The organism is Corynebacterium sp. NML120713, from assembly GCF_001875735.1.
Taxonomy (GTDB): Bacteria; Actinomycetota; Actinomycetes; order Mycobacteriales; family Mycobacteriaceae; genus Corynebacterium; species Corynebacterium pseudogenitalium.
This window is the reverse complement of record NZ_MLCR01000007.1, coordinates 90,615-106,948: the sequence shown is the minus strand read 5'-3', so window position 1 is coordinate 106,948 and position 16,334 is coordinate 90,615. Positions and strand designations below refer to the sequence as shown.

At 58.5% G+C, this 16,334-nt stretch carries 17 protein-coding genes and 1 other RNA gene; 6 read left to right on the top strand and 12 right to left on the bottom strand.

The genetic code is table 11. The annotated features are described in order from the left end of the window. Positions 1–212, top strand: a 212-nt coding sequence (locus tag BJP06_RS12200; RefSeq protein WP_218161314.1) for a hypothetical protein, incomplete at its 5' end; no start/stop codon positions are given. 95 nt (positions 213–307) lie between these two features. On the opposite strand, the gene BJP06_RS04405 is transcribed toward BJP06_RS12200, so the two are convergent. The 4 genes from BJP06_RS04405 to BJP06_RS04390 are packed head-to-tail and all read right to left on the bottom strand — an operon-like array spanning position 308 to position 4,071. Beyond that, entirely contained in the window at positions 308–1,063 is a 756-nt protein-coding gene (locus BJP06_RS04405) for an ABC transporter ATP-binding protein (protein WP_070362871.1), read from the bottom strand. Continuing rightward, positions 1,060–2,082 (bottom strand): iron chelate uptake ABC transporter family permease subunit, encoded by a 1,023-nt coding sequence (locus BJP06_RS04400; protein WP_071572938.1) that lies wholly within the window; start codon positions 2,080–2,082, stop codon positions 1,060–1,062. Before BJP06_RS04400 ends, BJP06_RS04405 begins: the two co-directional genes overlap by 4 nt. After that, a complete protein-coding gene (locus BJP06_RS04395) occupies positions 2,075–3,049 on the bottom strand; it encodes an ABC transporter permease (protein ID WP_071572937.1) in 975 nt (324 codons plus the stop codon). The genes BJP06_RS04400 and BJP06_RS04395 overlap by 8 nt, the downstream gene beginning before the upstream one ends. Continuing rightward, a complete protein-coding gene (locus tag BJP06_RS04390) occupies positions 3,049–4,071 on the bottom strand; it encodes a siderophore ABC transporter substrate-binding protein (RefSeq protein WP_071572951.1) in 1,023 nt (340 codons plus the stop codon). Before BJP06_RS04390 ends, BJP06_RS04395 begins: the two co-directional genes overlap by 1 nt. Positions 4,072–4,484: 413 nt before the next feature. Here BJP06_RS04390 and BJP06_RS11830 point away from each other — a divergent pair, with 413 nt between their 5' ends. Both BJP06_RS11830 and BJP06_RS12050 read left to right on the top strand, forming a co-directional pair. Further along, entirely contained in the window at positions 4,485–5,186 is a 702-nt protein-coding gene (locus BJP06_RS11830; RefSeq protein WP_143110537.1) for a hypothetical protein, read from the top strand. A gap of 138 nt (positions 5,187–5,324) precedes the next feature. Beyond that, entirely contained in the window at positions 5,325–5,465 is a 141-nt protein-coding gene (locus tag BJP06_RS12050; RefSeq protein ID WP_177224258.1) for a hypothetical protein, read from the top strand. A 436-nt stretch (positions 5,466–5,901) separates the two neighbouring features. On the opposite strand, the gene BJP06_RS04375 is transcribed toward BJP06_RS12050, so the two are convergent. Further along, entirely contained in the window at positions 5,902–6,588 is a 687-nt protein-coding gene (locus BJP06_RS04375; RefSeq protein WP_071572934.1) for an NAD(P)H-binding protein, read from the bottom strand. 1,349 nt (positions 6,589–7,937) lie between these two features. On the opposite strand from BJP06_RS04375, the gene BJP06_RS11825 reads away from it, so the two are divergent. After that, a complete protein-coding gene (locus BJP06_RS11825; protein WP_143110536.1) occupies positions 7,938–8,714 on the top strand; it encodes a hypothetical protein in 777 nt (258 codons plus the stop codon). Between the two features lie 632 nt (positions 8,715–9,346). On the opposite strand, the gene ssrA is transcribed toward BJP06_RS11825, so the two are convergent. The 6 genes from ssrA to prfB form a co-directional block, all read right to left on the bottom strand. Further along, positions 9,347–9,738: a transfer-messenger RNA gene (gene ssrA, locus BJP06_RS04365) on the bottom strand. Positions 9,739–9,801: 63 nt separating this feature from the next. Further along, positions 9,802–10,446 (bottom strand): SDR family oxidoreductase, encoded by a 645-nt coding sequence (locus tag BJP06_RS04360; RefSeq protein ID WP_071572932.1) that lies wholly within the window; start codon positions 10,444–10,446, stop codon positions 9,802–9,804. A 12-nt stretch (positions 10,447–10,458) separates the two neighbouring features. Next, positions 10,459–10,953: an SsrA-binding protein SmpB gene (smpB, locus tag BJP06_RS04355; RefSeq protein ID WP_071572931.1), complete on the bottom strand. Its 495-nt coding sequence runs from the start codon at positions 10,951–10,953 to the stop codon at positions 10,459–10,461. Positions 10,954–10,968: 15 nt separating this feature from the next. Further along, complete coding sequence (gene ftsX / locus BJP06_RS04350) at positions 10,969–11,871, bottom strand: permease-like cell division protein FtsX (protein ID WP_071572930.1); 903 nt, start codon at positions 11,869–11,871, stop codon at positions 10,969–10,971. Positions 11,872–11,873: 2 nt separating this feature from the next. Continuing rightward, a complete protein-coding gene (gene ftsE, locus BJP06_RS04345) occupies positions 11,874–12,566 on the bottom strand; it encodes a cell division ATP-binding protein FtsE (protein ID WP_071572929.1) in 693 nt (230 codons plus the stop codon). Positions 12,567–12,591: 25 nt separating this feature from the next. After that, on the bottom strand, positions 12,592–13,695 hold the full coding sequence (gene prfB, locus BJP06_RS04340; protein WP_071572950.1) for a peptide chain release factor 2: 1,104 nt from the start codon (positions 13,693–13,695) through the stop codon (positions 12,592–12,594). 57 nt (positions 13,696–13,752) lie between these two features. Here prfB and BJP06_RS04335 point away from each other — a divergent pair, with 57 nt between their 5' ends. Together BJP06_RS04335 and hisN are read left to right on the top strand one after the other, a co-directional pair. Beyond that, on the top strand, positions 13,753–14,565 hold the full coding sequence (locus BJP06_RS04335; protein ID WP_071572928.1) for an inositol monophosphatase family protein: 813 nt from the start codon (positions 13,753–13,755) through the stop codon (positions 14,563–14,565). Beyond that, entirely contained in the window at positions 14,549–15,337 is a 789-nt protein-coding gene (gene hisN, locus BJP06_RS04330) for a histidinol-phosphatase (RefSeq protein ID WP_071572927.1), read from the top strand. The genes BJP06_RS04335 and hisN overlap by 17 nt, the downstream gene beginning before the upstream one ends. On the opposite strand, the gene BJP06_RS04325 is transcribed toward hisN, so the two are convergent. After that, on the bottom strand, positions 15,334–16,191 hold the full coding sequence (locus BJP06_RS04325) for a S1 family peptidase (RefSeq protein ID WP_143110534.1): 858 nt from the start codon (positions 16,189–16,191) through the stop codon (positions 15,334–15,336). The two genes, hisN and BJP06_RS04325, sit on opposite strands and share 4 nt — an antisense overlap. Between the last annotated feature and the right edge of the window lie 143 nt (positions 16,192–16,334).

Genomic DNA, 16,334 nt, shown 5'->3' with positions numbered 1-16,334 from the left:
CGCAACCAAAAGTCAATGCAATCAAAAAAATAAAAAGTACATTGGCACACTATCGAGTTCTCAAACAACAACCGCACACCCAACAACCAACCCCAACCAGAGCCAGCGTCAAGCAGCTGAAACAAAGCTACACACCCGTAAACACAAAGTCAAATCCAACCAAACCAGCCAGACCCGAAACCGCCCACAAGCAGCAACTTTATTCACTTTGATCATTCCCTCCAAGCGGCCAGGCCGCTCGTCGGCAACGAGGGATAACTTAACCACGAACCAACAAACAACACAAATCGCCTGCGTAACGAGCATTTTAGTGATATGTAGCGAGTGGCCCATCCGGGCCCTCAATTACATGCACGGGCGTGTTGAAGATTTGCGTGAGCAACTCGTCGTTCATGATTTCGCGCGGAGTCCCAAACGCGGCGATCTGACCATCCTTGGTGGCGCAGATGTAGTCGGCGTACTTCGCTGCGAAGTTGATGTCGTGCAGCACGATGATGATGGTCCGCCCGAAGTCCCTCGCGGCGGAGTACAGGTGCTTCATCATTTCCACCGAGTGTGCAATGTCGAGATTGTTTAGTGGTTCGTCGAGAAGAACATAGTCAGTTTCCTGGCAGAGCACCATCGCAACGTAAGCGCGCTGACGCTGCCCTCCTGAGAGCTGATCCAGGTAACGGTTTTCGAGTTCGTGGAGACCAAGGAAGTCGATGTACTTCGAGATGATCTGCTCGTCCTCGGGAGTGAGACGTCCATGGCTGTACGGGAAGCGCCCGAAGCCGACGAGCTGGCGCACCGTCAGGCGCGTCACAAAGTGGTTCTCCTGACGCAAGATCGAGATGATCTTTGCGAGATCTTTTGATTTAGCGCTGGTGACGTCCATACGGCCGATTTCGACGGTGCCGGAGTCGATAGCTAAGAGACGCCCAATCATCGTGAGGAGCGTCGACTTGCCCGCACCGTTCGGTCCAACGAGCGCGGTGATGCCACCAGCGGGAATCTCGATATTGACGGGTCCGATTTTGACGTCGTCGCCGTAGTCTTTGCGGACTTCTTTCAGCGTGATCATAAGCGTCCCTTCTTCAAGATGACTGCCAAAAAGGTGATGCCACCGACGAGCTCAATGATGATTGACACGACGCCCTGCGCATAAAACACGTGGTTCATGATGAAGTAGGCGCCACTGAGTACGCAGAATCCCAGCAGTACTGCCATTGGGAAGATGTAACGGTGGTCGTAGGTATCGCAGAATTGGTACGCGAGCGTCGCTACGAGGAACCCCAGGAACGTCATCGGCCCGACGAGCGCGGTCGAGACCGCCATCAAGACGGAAACCAGCACCAATGTGAAGATCGAGTGGAATCGGTGGCTAACTCCGAGGTTCACGGTGACATCTCTGCCGAGTGCGAGGACGTTGAGGCGGCGTGAGTTGAAGACCAGCAATGCGGTAGCGGCGACCGCGAGCGGAATAGCGACCGGATAGTACTCAGGATCCGCGTTGTTGACTGAGCCGAACAGCCGCGCCGTGAGGACGTCGAACTCGCTGGGTGTCAGGAGGCGCTGCATGAATGTCGACACACTGCCGAGTCCGCCACCGATCACGATGCCAACCAGCAGCATCGCGTGCATATTTGCGTGCTTTCCAGACAACAGCCACGCGTACAGCACAAGGCTCAGGCCAACCATGAGCACCAACTGCAGCACGAACATCTGGAGCGTATATCCATTATTCAGACCCGCGGCGCCAAGGAAGAACACGGTTGAGGTGTGTATCGACACGTAGAGGGCTTCAAAACCCATGATGGACGGCGTAATGATGCGGTTGTTCGTCACCGTTTGGAACGAGACGGTCGCCACCGCTTGGCACAGCGCCACAATCGCCATCGCGATAACCGAGTTCAAACGGCGCTTCGCAATCAACCAGTATCCGGTGGTGCCGAAGTCCATGGGGTTGCCGTAGGCCAGCAAACCCGCGGTAAAGCAGACCGCGGCGATGATAAGGCACGCAAGAATTACCCAGTAGCGGGTTTTGCTCCTGCTGGATTGGAAGGCGCCGACGAAGCGGGCGTCGATAGGTTGTTTAGGCACGGCGACTCTGCCTCACAATCAAGAAAACGAAGACTACCGCACCGATGATGCCCAAGATGACGGACACCGGGATCTCGAACGGGGCGATGATCGTGCGAGCCAGCAAGTCACAAACCGTGACGATGCCGATGCCGAGGAGGCAAACCCACGGAAGGTTGGAGCGCAGGTCGTCGCCACGCATCATGGAAACAATGTTGGGGACAATCAGCCCAAGGAAAGGAAGGTTGCCGACGACCACCGTCACGACGCCAGCTGCGACCGCAACGAGGCTCGTACCGACCAAGATGATGCGACCGTAGTTGAGGCCAATGTTCGTTGCGACGTCCTCTCCGAGGCCCGCGGCCGTGAGGCGATCGGCGTAGAAGAACACGGCGACCACCACGGCGACGACGATCCACAAGACCTCGTACTGCCCGGAAATCACCGAGGTAAATGAGCCGGCGAACCAGATCCCCAACGACTGAAGCAAGTCAGTTTGAAGTGCCCAAAATGTGGAGAATGCGCTGACGACCGCGCCCAGCATGATGCCGACGATCGGGACGATCAGGCTCGAACGCAGCGTCACCCTACGGAGAAATGCAAAGAAGACCATCGTCCCGATAAAAGCGAACGTGACGGAAATGATCATGCGCTGCAGGATGGTGCCATCGGGTAAGAATACGTACGACGCCAGCAAGCCCAGGCCAGCCCACTCGGTGGTACCCGTCGTGGTGGGTTCAACGAAACGGTTCTGCGTGAGCATCTGCATGATCAGACCGCTCATCGCCATTGCGGCGCCAGCAAGCACCAACGCGATAGTACGCGGAACGCGGGTGGTTTTGAACATGTCCCAGCCGTCGTTTGAGCGGAAAACATCGTACTGGCCCACTAATAGGGACAGGACCAGCAGTACGACAATAATGACGAGACCCACCCCTAACTTCCAGTTGAGAAGTTTGGGGTGGGTGCGCGTACCCGGTTGCGCCATTACTTGGCGGCCTCCAGCTTGTCAGCGATCTCGTTCAGGATTTCTGTGTAGGTCAGGATGGACTCGTTGATGTAGGTGTCCTGCGGAGCCACATAGACGTGATTCTCCTTGATCGCGGTGACATTCTGCAGTGCGGCGGAGTCGCTCAGCACGCTCAGCGCAGCCGGAGACTCCCCTTCCTTCTTGATCGCCGCGTCGCGGTCGAGGGCGAAGATCCAATCTGGGTTGGAGTCGGCGATCGCCTCCACGGAAATGTCGTCACCCTTGTGGTCGCTCGAGGCGTTTTCTATCTTCAGCGCCGGAGTGAAGCCGACGAGGTCAAAGAGGGGGCCAAAGGTGCGGCCGATGCCCGGGGCAACATATCCGATTTCACCGCCAGAGACGTTGACAGCCATCACGGTCTGCGCTGGGTCGTATGCGTCGCGAACACGCTGTACTGCCTTGGTGAAGTCTTCGACGGTTTTCTCCGCTTCGGCCTGCTTACCGAAGATTTCGCCGAGCTCGAGGGTCTGGCGGATTAGCTCACGGTCGAACGGCTCGTCGTCGCGTGGCTCAAAGTCAACGAGCACTGCGTTCGGAACAAGCTTCTGGATCTCGTCGTCGTACTTTTCAAAGCGCTGGCCCGAGATGATGACGTCCGGATCAGACGCGACGATGATCTCCAGGTTCGGTTCTTTGTGATTGCCGATGTCCGCAATATCGTCATTGTCTCGCAGGCCCGGAACATCCTTCGAAACCAACTTCTTTGGCGCCGCAACTGGCTTTACGCCCCAGGAGTCCAGAAGCTCGAAGGTACGGTTGTCGAGCGCGACAACGCGCTTCGGCGGAGTCGGCACAGTCTTTTCGCCATAGTTGTCGGTCACGGTCACGGTGCCGTTTTCCGCGGCGGCCGTCGTGGCGGAGGCGCTAGCCTGGGTCTCCGAAGTGGACGCGTTGTTCGACTCTGCTTCAGAGCAGGCGGTCAGCGTCATCGCTGCGGCGGCTGCGACAGCCACGATGGTCTTACGTGAAAAACGAATCATGTTGAAAAGCATCCTCGCTACTCATATCCAAGGGTAGGGTTACCTCGCTCACCCTAAAACACATATAAAAGTTAGGCAAGGCTTAGGGGAAGAAAACGTTTATCGACGTCCCCCTTCCCGTACCCCCGTGTCTTGCATCTACGCAGCTTAGATCGCATCGAACCAGCCATTGACCGCAGCTCCATCTCCTGGCATGATTCACTCTACAGAAAGGTGGTGCCCACAATGACAGCTCCAATGCTTGGCAGGAAAAACACCCGGCAACTTCGAGAATTACGCGACCGGCTGGTAAAAAGTCTCCACCCGCAAACTATCGACGATCTCAAACGCCTTCGCGCTGTCAATGACCTCACGTACGATGAGGCACGGACGCTTTCAGAATACGAGGCCCTCGAGTTTCTAATTGGCGAATAGTGGATAGTAACCAGTTTGAAGCTAAGTTTGCCGCCTTCCAGCAACAAGTCACAGATTTAATAGCAGCCACCGTCTCTGACCACTTGGTTACTGGATTTAGCTTCTGCAACCCTGATACCTGCATGGGATCTTTCGAACTTCTTGCACCCCTCTCATACAAGATCCCAGAAACCGGAGGTGCGGAGCTCCACGTAAACTGCAAAATCACCCTCGATCGTACTGACAGCTTCCTTTCCACTCACTCCAGTAGCTACGGCGTACGCTTTGTCTACGGCCCGAAAAAGAAGCGAAAAGTCCATCCCATTGTTCGGTTTGAGTATCTTCGCGGTTCACAGAAACGTCCTTCCGCACACATTCATGTCAGCTCCAACTCCCCAGCACTAGCTATGTTGCTCGAACGCAACAAACAAAGCGAAGCAGGTTTTGAACAACAGAATCTTCACTACCCCACTGGAGGTCATCATTTCCGTGTTTGCCTTGAAGACGTCATTCAGTTTTGCATCACAGAGCTCGGCTTTATGGGTAAGTCCGGTTGGCAGATGCACGTTGAGGCTGGGCGGCACGAGTTTTTGAAACACCAAATCAATGCAGTGGTGAAGCAGGATTGCGAGACTGCGGCGGAAGTACTTCGCCAGCTCGGATATGAAGTGAGCAGCCCACAAAACCAAATTGACCTACCAGGACGACGTCCCGGCTGGTAACACCTGCTCGAATAGGAAAACTCCCTGGCCTGTGGCGGCAGAACTACTATGCGCTATTCTTAATGTCTACCCCCTTAACTGTGACAGGATACTCGGAGCACTGGATCTCACCGCGTCAGTACGACAGGAGGACCTCAAATGTCCACAATCGCAGTCTTGGCATTCTTTCTCGCCTACATCGTTGCCCCTAGCAGTCCCATCGTATGGATCCTGCTTGCGGTCGCGGTTGTCGCCCTCACCTGGGACACAGTCGCGCTCGTGCGAAAGGATGCTTCCTGATGAACTCACCACTCAACAACGCAGCCATCTACATCCTCGTTACTGCCCTTGCATATCTGGCGACTGGCTGGGCCTGAACGATTGCCGTAGGCGCTGCCGTAGCTCTTTCAGCGTTCTCCCGCCACTTGTACACAGACAAGGCGTAACGCCACTGAGGGGAACAGAAAAGACTCCACCGATCGTCGCCAAGTATGAGCGCCCCCAGGCCAAAAGCCGCCACTCGCAGTGACGGCTACAACTAGCTATGCGTTTTACTCGTCGGCGAAGCAATCCCACGGAGCACCAACGTAATCCGCAAGTTCAATATCCGCTTCGTCTCCCGAAACCAGCTTCATATTCTAGGGACCAATATTCACCGCGTATTCGAGCAAATCTTCACCCGTGTTCAACACTCGCTCGCTCATCACGCTTTACCTTTCGCTTGAGTCTCTGGCCTCTAGATTTCTTTGACGCTACCCTCACCGTCAATAAACTCCAGCGGCGACGCCGGGAATACCTCGCGACCGACCACCTCGGTAACGACGTCCGCAACAAGCTCCCGGGAGGTCGTCATAGTGCTGGTGTGCTGAGTATCCCTATCCAGCACGGCGATACCCCGGGCAGGCTCTTCGGTCAGCGCCGCCGGGCCAAGGATGAGGTAGTTGAGGTCCGTCGAATTCAGCTTGTTATCGACGGCCTTCTTCGACTCGACATACGCATACCACGACTCATCCGAAGGATCAGTCGTATTCTCAGTAGCGCCGACGTACGAAATCATCACGTAAGCCGGTGCCTGTTTGCCTTCCGCAGCTAGCTTTTCCAATCCAGCAATGGAAGCCAGGGCAGCGTCACGGTCGACCGCCCACGTCACTTCGGCGCCAGCACGTCCACCGTTACCGGCTCCCCACACCGCGACGTCGTACTGAGCAAGGAGCTCAGCCCAGGCAACAACGGAGATCTCGGTCAGATCTCGCAGGACAGGGGTCGCGCCGAGCGCTTCAATATCGGCAGCCTGGTCGGGGTCGCGGATGAGGGAATGAACAGTGTGGCCAGCGGCAACGAGTTTTGGCGCCGCCAACAACCCCACCTTGCCGTGTCCACCGATGTACAGAACCTTCTTGCATGAAGTCGTCGTTTCAGTCATGGGCGCCACTGTACGCGTCATCGGCTCTCGCCGACGGCTGGCCGAGACGTGAATCACGCTCAGGCCCCTCAGACGGTGGCAACGTCGCAATGTCAGCGCAAATTCATGAGCTCTTGTGCAGTTGGGCCAAGCTCGTCAGCAGACTCGTTGATCTCTTTCAGCGCAACAACGACGGTGGGGACCGAATACCTTGCGGACGCGCTCGAGTGCTTCGGGCATGCTCAACCCGTCGGCGGCAGAACGTAAAATGACAGATTGTAATTCATGTCCTCGGTCCCAGTCCACGTAGTCTTCAAACCCATTTGAAGCGCCGACAAGCACTTTGTCGTTGTTTAACTCGAGCGCTATAACACCGTTTTCAACCCGCCACATCCACGCCGTCCCCCGGCAAGGCTCAAATGTTTTCGCGTCGTAACATGGCGTCGGAATCATCTCGAGGCCCATGTCCCGGTAGCGGTCTTCACCATCATTGCTACACATCCTGACCAAGCACCTCCGCTTCAATAGTCCTCAGCCCACCCTGACGCTTACTTTTGCTGACCCTATACCGAATCTGTCGCCCGAGCAGGAATTCTTATTCGTCGGACGGGCCAAACAGGCTTATGGTCTTCGCTGCCGACTCATCCCACCCCAAGTACACGCCCTTGGTTCCTTTCGGCAGTGTAAGTCGCAGTTCAGTATAGACCAACTCGTCCTGCCCGTACGTAGACGTAGGCAAGTACCCCGCTGTAAATTCGTGCCTTCGCCAAGCTTATCCACACTTGGGTCGAGCTCTTCTCCAATAGCGCCGCCAACAAGCTTCCATTATCCCCCCTTACGCACGACTTCCAAAGGCTCATCGACTCGCGGTGTCCGTTCAATCAACGCCTCCAATCCATTGACTGTCCTCACTACAGGTGCAGGCTCTCGATGCACAGCGCTCGGGCGGGCGTCAAAGAGTCGAATTTCCGCAACTCCCCCAAGAAGACGACACCGATCACAAAACCTCAACACCCAGGGGCGAACGCCAAGAAAGTCCATGACGACAACGAACCGGCCGACCATAAGCACGTCCGGGGTATGAACAAGCGTTGCCTGCGCGACTATGTCCACCAATCGAAGGTAACCTCAAGATGCAAGGGGGTAGCCAAATGATTGACCCTTAGTATAATTTTCGCGAACCTTACACAGTGAACAATTTAAAATCGTATATTCTAACTGGAAACCAAAATCAAGGAGAGGAGCACTCATGAGTGGGAAAGAGTTCTGGGGATCTTTTTTTGCCATAGTATCACTAAGCTTTCTAGGACTCCTCCTATCTGGGTTTTTCCAGGGCCCAAATCCAACTAGCGTAACGGTGTTGGCAATCGTTGGCACCTTCATTATCTCAACGATTTTCTGGTTACCAACTCTCTATTTCATCAAAAAATATCAAGAAAAAGGAAAGGACTGATCCCAAAATGAAACGGTTATCGTCGTCCCTCTTGACCATTGCTTGCGTCATATCGTTAAGCCATCCAATGGCCAATGCTCAAGAGAACCTTTCATCGCAAGAAAGTGACAAGTGCACCTCTCATTCAACAGCGGAGAATTATCCGGAAGACTCCGGGCGTAAAGCTACAGCAGGCGAAAAGGAAATAATCCAAAAAGGTCTGGTAGATGGAACTATCCCGCACATTGCCGACATAGGCAAGGTTAACGTTAACAAGACATTAACGGTAGGAAAAAATAACGAAGCCGTCTATAGGGTTCCACTCTCTGGAGAATACACCGATACTGATTACATCCTGATCCACACTTTAAACAACACCATCAAGCGAGTAGCTGAAGTTCACATTGAGCAACTCAACTCAAACGATGCACGCCTACAAGTTTGGGTGAACGGAAAACCAGAGTATGACAATGTGATCCGAGAATCGGAGGCTAACTACCAAACGCGTGGGGTACGCGATGCCTGGAATGCGTTTGACAGCTGTCTAAATCATGCCGGTGTCCCTATGGCTGTTGTTACTGCCATCTCAATCGCATGTGGGCTTCTTGCACCTCCTACAGCAGGTGCAGGTGTGCCTCCTTGTATGATTGGAGCTGCAGGCGCCTTTGCTGGGACCGTTAGCTTTTGTTATGGAAGAGCGCTCAAAGCCCTTTAGTACTGTTCAAAACAGCATGGGTGAAAGAAAGGATTCACTCAAATCGAGAAGACGACCGTACCGGTTGTCTTTTCTACGTTATGCGGCACAGTTACGAGCTGTGTAACAGAAAGCGTCTGATGGCGTTGGGCTCTGACGCCCTAGTTGGTAAACACCTCTGATCCCGGCCGTGTTCGGTCGGGAAAAACGATCCACTTTTATATCCGGCAAGATCTGTTCAAGCGCGACGAGAACGCGATGTACAACAACGATCCACGCGTTTCACTCAAAGTCGCAGTCGAGACCTGAGACATCAACCGCACCACACTTCACACGTGTGCCGACGGGTACTGCACTGGCACAAAAACCAAAATTCCAACGTTTGCACATGCTGGTCGTACCCCATGCAACTCACTGCCCAATGTAGAAAAATGCGCCAGCTTTACCAGGAAAACGCGCTGCTAAACGAAGAAGGCAATAGCTTGCTTGCGAAAGGCAGCCAAAAATTTCATGCAAGAGACTGACCAGTTATCCGCCTTTGGCATGTCGACAACCGCGACACCGATTTCTCGGTCAAGCCGTCAAGCCGCCCCCATTCTGGCCACAAATAAGAACAACCCCCCCAGGCCCGTGAGGGTCTGGGGGTTTGTGTTCAGTGGAGCCGCCGGGAATTGAACCCGGGTCCTTCACCACCGCGCCAGGGCTTCTCCGTGCGCAGTTCGCGCACTGCCTCTGCTCGGCCCTCCGGATCAGGCAAACATGTCCGGATGACGGGCCCAGTCAGTGAAAAATGTCCCTTCCGAGGCCCCACTGACAGGGCCGGAAGGCAAGCCCCCTAAGTCGACGCCAGGTACCGGGTCGGGGGCATCCCCGGCCTGACGGACACGCAGGTCGCTGAACCTTTCTAATTAGGCAGCGAGGGCGTAGTCACGCTGAGAGTTCTTCTCTGCGTTTATTGGTTGCTACGACGCTTACGGTGGTCTCTAGCCTGCACCGGCACGCTTCCCCTGGCTTAGTCGATGAAGTCGAAACCAGAATCGACCCCTCGTACTACGGGAACCGTAGAAGCACCACCCTAGCCGACACACGCGGCATCACGCAAGGGCCTTTAAGGGGTTGGGGTGATGCGCAGGAATTCGACCACGGCATCGGGGCCGGCATCGACGGCGAGGCGTGCGGCCTTCGCCACGGACTGTGGCGGCATCTTTGGGCCGTTCATGTCGCCGTGGAGCATGTCGGTGTCAGTGCGTCCTGGGTGCAGGGAGGTCACGCGCACGGCACCGGCTTCTTCCAGGCGAAGGGAATCGGTGAAGCCGCGCAGGCCGAATTTGGAGGCGCAGTAGGCGGAGTTGCCGTCGATACCAAAGAAGCCTGCACCGGAATTGATGGTCAGGATGAGGCCGTTGCTGCGTCGCAGCGCGGGCAAGAGCGCCTTCGTGAGCAGCATCGGCGCGATCACGTTGACTTCCATGGTGCGGCGCAGGTCGGCTTCGGAGAGGTCGGTGAGGCGGGCAGGCGTCATTACGCCTGCGGCGAGCACGAGCACGTCGAGCTCTTCAATGGTTGATGCAGCCTCCGCCACCGCGGCGCTGTCGGTCAGGTCGACTTCGAAGGGGGACGCGCTGGGCAGTGTGCTGACGACCTCGGAGGCGTCGCGGGAGGCGCCGACGTAGACGTGGTGGTCGCGGCCGAGTTCCTCTGCGATCGCGCGACCGATACCGCGGGAGGCGCCTGTGACCAGTGCTTGCTTCATGAAGGTTCCTCCTTAGGCTTTGATGCCTTTGAACTTCCGGCCGAGGTCGCGGGCGATTTCGCGGTCCTCGGTGCGACGTTTGATGGCTTGTCGCTTGTCGTAGTCCTGCTTGCCTTGACCCAGGCCGAGCTCGACTTTCGCGCGACCGTCTTTGAGGTAGAGCGAGAGCGGGATGAGGGTGCGGTTGCCGTCGCGAAGTTTGCCCTGCAGGGAGTCGATTTCGCGGCGGTGCATGAGCAGCTTGCGAGTCCGGCGTGGGGGGTGGTTCGTCCAGTGCCCTTTCGAGTACTCCGGGATGTGCATGTTGCGCAGCCAGACCTCACCGTTATCGATGGTGGCGAACGCCTCAACGAGGGACACTTTGCCTTCGCGCAACGACTTGATCTCGGTGCCGACGAGCACGATGCCCGCCTCCCAGGTGTCCAGGATGTTGTAGTCGTGGCGCGCTTTCCGGTTCGTCGCAAGGACCCCGGTGTTGCTCAGCTTTTGTTTCTTCTTCTTGCCCATAGGCGTTCCACCCTACTACTTCCGCACGTAGCTGCGCAGTGCCACCTGAGCTGCGAGGGCACCGATGACGACGGCCCCAAGTCCGACAAGCGGCATCACTGTCAGGACGGCGGAGTCCGGAACGCGGGCGACGAGTTGGGACGCGTAGAGGTCGCCGAGCATCGGGTCCACCAGTGAGCGCTTCCCTACCCACGCGAGCACGGTGGCGAGCACCGCGCCGATCAGCACGGAGAGCACCGCTTCCAGCACGAACGGGGCCTGGGTGAACCAGCGGGATGCACCAACCATGCGCATAATCGCGATCTGCTCGCGTCGGTTGTACGCGGCGAGCTGGACCATGTTCACGATCAGGAACAGCGACGCCAGTGCCTGCGCCGCGGCGACGACGAACGTCACGTTGCGGAAGGTGTCCATGGTGCCGGCGGCCTCGCGTACGGTGTCGGCCTGGTCGCTGACCATGGCAACTTGCGGCATGTCACGGATGGCGTCGATAGGTGCGATGTCGGACGGGTCCTTGAGGCGCACGTGCAGCGCGGCGGGCAGCGCGTCCGGGGAGGTTTCGCGCACAAGGTCCGGCTCGGACTCCTGGAAGAGCTCCACGAAGCGTTCGTAGGACTGCTCGCGGGAACGGAAGGTCACCTGTTCGACGCGGTCGTCGGCTTGCAGGGTGTCGCGCACCTCGCGGCAGGCCTCGGAGGAGCAGTCGTTGTCCTCAGCGGAGATGGTCTCGTCGAGCTCCACCATGACTTCGACGCGGTCGAGGTAGAGGTCCTTCGTCGCGCTCGTCGCCTGTGAAATGAGGATGCCGGCACCAACCAACACGAGCGAAAGCGCCGTGGTGATGATGAGCGCGATGGTCATGGTGAAGTTGCGTCCGAGGCCGCGGAGGCCTTCGCGGAAAATGAAGTTCCAGTTCATGCTTATCCCCTCACGGTTCCGTAGACGCCGTTGGCGTCGTCGCGAACAAGTTTGCCCAGGTGCAGTTCCATGACGCGCTGGCGCATATCGTTGACGGCGCGCGCGTTGTGGGTGGACATCACAACGGTGGTGCCAAGGCGGTTGATGCGCGCGAGCAGCGCCATGATCTCGTCGGAGGTTCCCGGGTCGAGGTTGCCCGTGGGCTCGTCGGCAAGGACGAGTGGGGGCTTATCGACGAACGCTCGCGCGATTGCGACGCGTTGCTGCTCACCGCCTGACAGTTCGTGTGGCATGCGGTTCGCCTTCGCATCCAGGCCGACCAGCTCGAGTGCTTCTGGCACGAGTTTTGCGATGCGCTGCTTCTTCTTACCAATCACCTCGAGCGCGAACGCTACGTTGTCGTAGACGTTTAGCTTGGGCAGCAGCCTGAAGTCCTGGAAGACGTAGCCGATGGACTGACGCAGCAGGTTTACGTTGCTGCCCTTTAATGCGTTGACGTGGAAGTCGTCGAAGTAGATATCCCCCGAGGTCAGGTTTTCCTCACGGATCATCAGCTGAAGCAACGTCGACTTGCCGGACCCGGACGGGCCGATGAGAAAGACGAAGTCGCCGTCGGCAATTTCGAATGAGACATCGTCGAGTGCTGGGCGTGTGGACGTCGGGTAGACCTTCGTCACGTTGGAAAAAGTGATCACCCGCTACACACTACTACTTCTTCTGTTACTCCTGTGACTGGAGTTGGCCCATGCGCCAGCGGATACCGGCCTCCAAGAAACCGTCGATGTCGCCGTCGAGCACCTTCTGCGGGTCGCCTACCTCGTAGTTCGTGCGCAGGTCCTTCACCATCTGGTACGGGTGCAGGACATAGGAGCGCATCTGGTTGCCCCAGCTGGCGTTGCCACCGGCACCGAGGGCGTCCATCTCAGCCTTTTCTTCCATGCGTTTCTTCTCCAGGAGCTTGGACTGCAGCACGTTGAGCGCGGATGCCTTGTTCTGGATCTGAGACTTCTCGTTCTGGCAGGTCACTACGATGCCGGTCGGGATGTGCGTGATGCGCACCGCCGAGTCCGTGGTGTTTACCGACTGCCCGCCGGGGCCGGAGGAGCGGTAGACGTCCACACGGATATCGGAATCCGGGATGTCGATGTGGTCGGTGTGCTCCACCACCGGTAGCACCTCCACCTCGGCAAAGGAGGTCTGGCGTCGCGCCTGGTTGTCGAACGGCGAAATACGCACCAGCCGGTGCGCGCCCTGCTCGACGGAGAGCTGGCCGTACATATATTCCCCGTGTACCACGAAGGTCGCCGACTTAATCCCAGCCTCTTCCGCATACGAAATGTCGTACACGTCCACGTTGTGACCGTGCTTTTCCGCCCAGCGGATGTACATACGCATGAGCATCTCGGCCCAGTCGGCAGCATCAACACCACCGGCGCCAGAACGGATGTTGACCACGGCTTCGCGCTCGTCGTACTCGCCGGACAGCATCGTCTGCACTTCTAGCGAATCGACGTCCGCTTCGACGGCGTCGAGCTCATCGTCGGCGAGCGAAGGATCGCCTTCCTCTTCGGCGAGTTCGTACATGACGGGGAGGTCGTCGATACGCGAGCGCAAGCTCGTGACCTTCTTCAGGCGAGCCTGGACGCTGGAGAGCTCCGAGGTGACCTGCTGCGCGTGGGCGGGGTCGTCCCAGAGGCTCGGGTCGCCGGCTTGCTGCTCGAGTTCTTTGATGCGCAGGGCCATTTCGTCGAGGTCCATGACCTTTTCGATGGTGGTCAACGTGGCGTCAATACGTTTCATTCGAGCGAGCGTCTCCGGTTGCATACCGTCGAAGTCTAGACGACGCCCCACAAAATGCGCGCACAGCCCCATAATAGGTACATGACTTCTTTCATTGAGCAACATCAAGACTCTGATGACGCAACACTGGCCGCCGCGTTGGTGGAGCATGCTGGCTCGCTTGCGTTGCGGATGCGGGAGGAAGGCCTTGCGACGGATTACAAGACCTCAATTTCTGACGTGGTGACGGAGGCGGACCGCGCCGCCGAGCGCTTCGTCGCGGAGACGCTCGCGGCACTGCGCCCGGACGACGGCGTGCTCGGCGAAGAAGGTGCTGCGAAGCAGGGCGCTTCTTCGCGGACGTGGGTGATCGACCCGGTCGACGGCACATTCAACTTCACGCAGGGCTCGGACTACTTCTGCTCGGCGCTCGCACTGGTGGAGGGGGAGCCCTCAGACCCGGCGCGGATCTTGATTGGCGCGGTGCACCGCCCGGCGATGAAGACGACGTGGCTCGCCCACGACGGCGTCGCGACGCGCAACGGCGAGCCACTGCCCGACCTCGAGGCGGCGTCGCTGCCTTCGCAGGGCCTGGTGACGTACCTGCACCCAACGTTCATGCGGGATGACGCCATCCGGAACGCGTGGTTGCGCGCGGTGCGCGACGCGGCGACGATCCGCATGTGGGGCGCGGGCTCCGTGGACCTGTCCAATATCGCCAGTGGCCAGCTCGGCGGGTGGCTGCAGCATTCAGTTGCCGATTGGGACTGGTTGCCAGGAAAGGCACTCATCGAGGCTGTCGGCGGCGTGGCAAAGAAGGTGCCTGCGGGCGGGGTGACCTGGTGCGTTGCCGGAAATCCACAAACTGTGTCGGAGATTGAAGCTAGGCTTACACAGCATGACGAATCTTTATGACGATGACCTTGCCCTCGCGTTAGAGCTCGCTGATGCTGCGGACGCGATCACGCTCGACCGCTTCGAGGCTTCCGATCTGAAGGTGAAGTCGAAGCCGGATATGACCCCGGTCTCCGACGCCGATGTTGCTGTCGAGGAGGTGCTACGTGAGCGCCTCGCCGAGGCCCGCCCGGGCGACTCGATCGTCGGCGAAGAGTTCGGCGGCGAGACCGTATTCGAAGGCCGCCAGTGGGTAATCGACCCGATCGACGGCACGAAGAACTTCGTCCGCGGTGTCCCCGTCTGGGCAACGCTGATTTCGCTGCTTGTCGACGGCCAACCAGTCTTGGGCGTCGTTTCCGCCCCGGCGCTCGCGCGCCGCTGGTACGCAGCCCAGGGCTCCGGTGCGTGGCGGACGTTCAACAAGGGCAGCCTAAAACGCCTCGAGGTTTCCCACGTGAGTGAACTTGCGGACGCCTCCCTGGCAATGTCCTCGCTCGAGGGCTGGAAGGCCCGCGGCCTGCAGGAGAACTTCATTGCGCTTTCCGAGCGCACCTGGCGCCTGCGGGGCTACGGGGATTTCTTCGGCTACTGCCTGGTGGCCGAGGGCGCCGTTGATATCGCTGCGGAGCCGGAGGTGTCCGTGTGGGACCTTGCTGCACTGTCCGTCCTGGTCACCGAGGCTGGTGGCACGTTTAGCTCACTCGCCGGCGAGCCTGGGCCGCACGGCGGCGACGCGATCGCCACGAACGGGCTGCTGCACGACGCCGCCCGCGAGGTGATTGGCGCCTAAGGCAGACGGAAGCCGTTGTTCAGCGTGGACAGCACCGCGTCCAGCCTGACGGCGCCCGTCGGCGCGTGAATCACGCCCTGCAGCGGGCTGTGGCACGAGACATCAAACGGTGCCGGGAGCACCCCACCGTTCAGGATGCCGACCAGGCGGTCGCCCACCACCACCGGCGCGCCCGAGTCGCCCTGCATGGCGCAGGTGTGGGAGATGTTCATGCTTTCCCAGTCGTGCAGTGTCGCACCGCACGTCCAGCCGGAGGCCACGCCCTGCTTGCACACGATATTTCCGGGCTTCACCGGCTTGCTGCCGAGGTGGTTGATGCGGACGCCGTTGTAGGAGCGGGTGACCTCCGCGTTGGAGCCCAGCTCGATCAGCGCGTAGTCGAGGTCGCGGTTGACGTCCACGATGGTGCCAGAGGGCCCGACCTGCCAGGAGTCGGCGGAGGTGACGGCGTCGCCCGCTTCGCCGCAGTGCCCTGCGGTCAGGGCGTACTTGTGCCCCTTGTCGTCGTAGCCAGCCACGGCGACAGTGCACATTGATTCAGTGCCGTCCGTGCGCTTGACGTAAATCGGGGTGCTCGGCCCGTACAGCGAATTTCCTCGCGTGAGCGCCTGGTTCGATGCTTCCGGGATCCTTGGTGCGTCGTGGAAGGAACCAGGCACACGGTGCAGCACATAGTCAGTCCAGGGTTTTCCGGCGAGGAGCTTCGAAGCGGCGTCGCTACGCCAGACGTAGTTCGGGTCGACATTGCCCTCGTACGCCGAGCGCACCTGCGCATGCGCGGGCGACACACTCCCCATCCCCGCGACCGCGATTCCAACCCCAGCAACGAACGCACAGACTCGGCGCAGCAACATAGGCACCCTTCCACTCCAACCGCAGACGTTTCTTGTGTAACACAATGCCACCTTTTGCACTGTTTTGCCCCATCGGCCCGGAAAGCGGTGCACATTCGGGCGTTGCGACTGGCAACCAGGGATCCCAGGCGGCGGTTGATGCG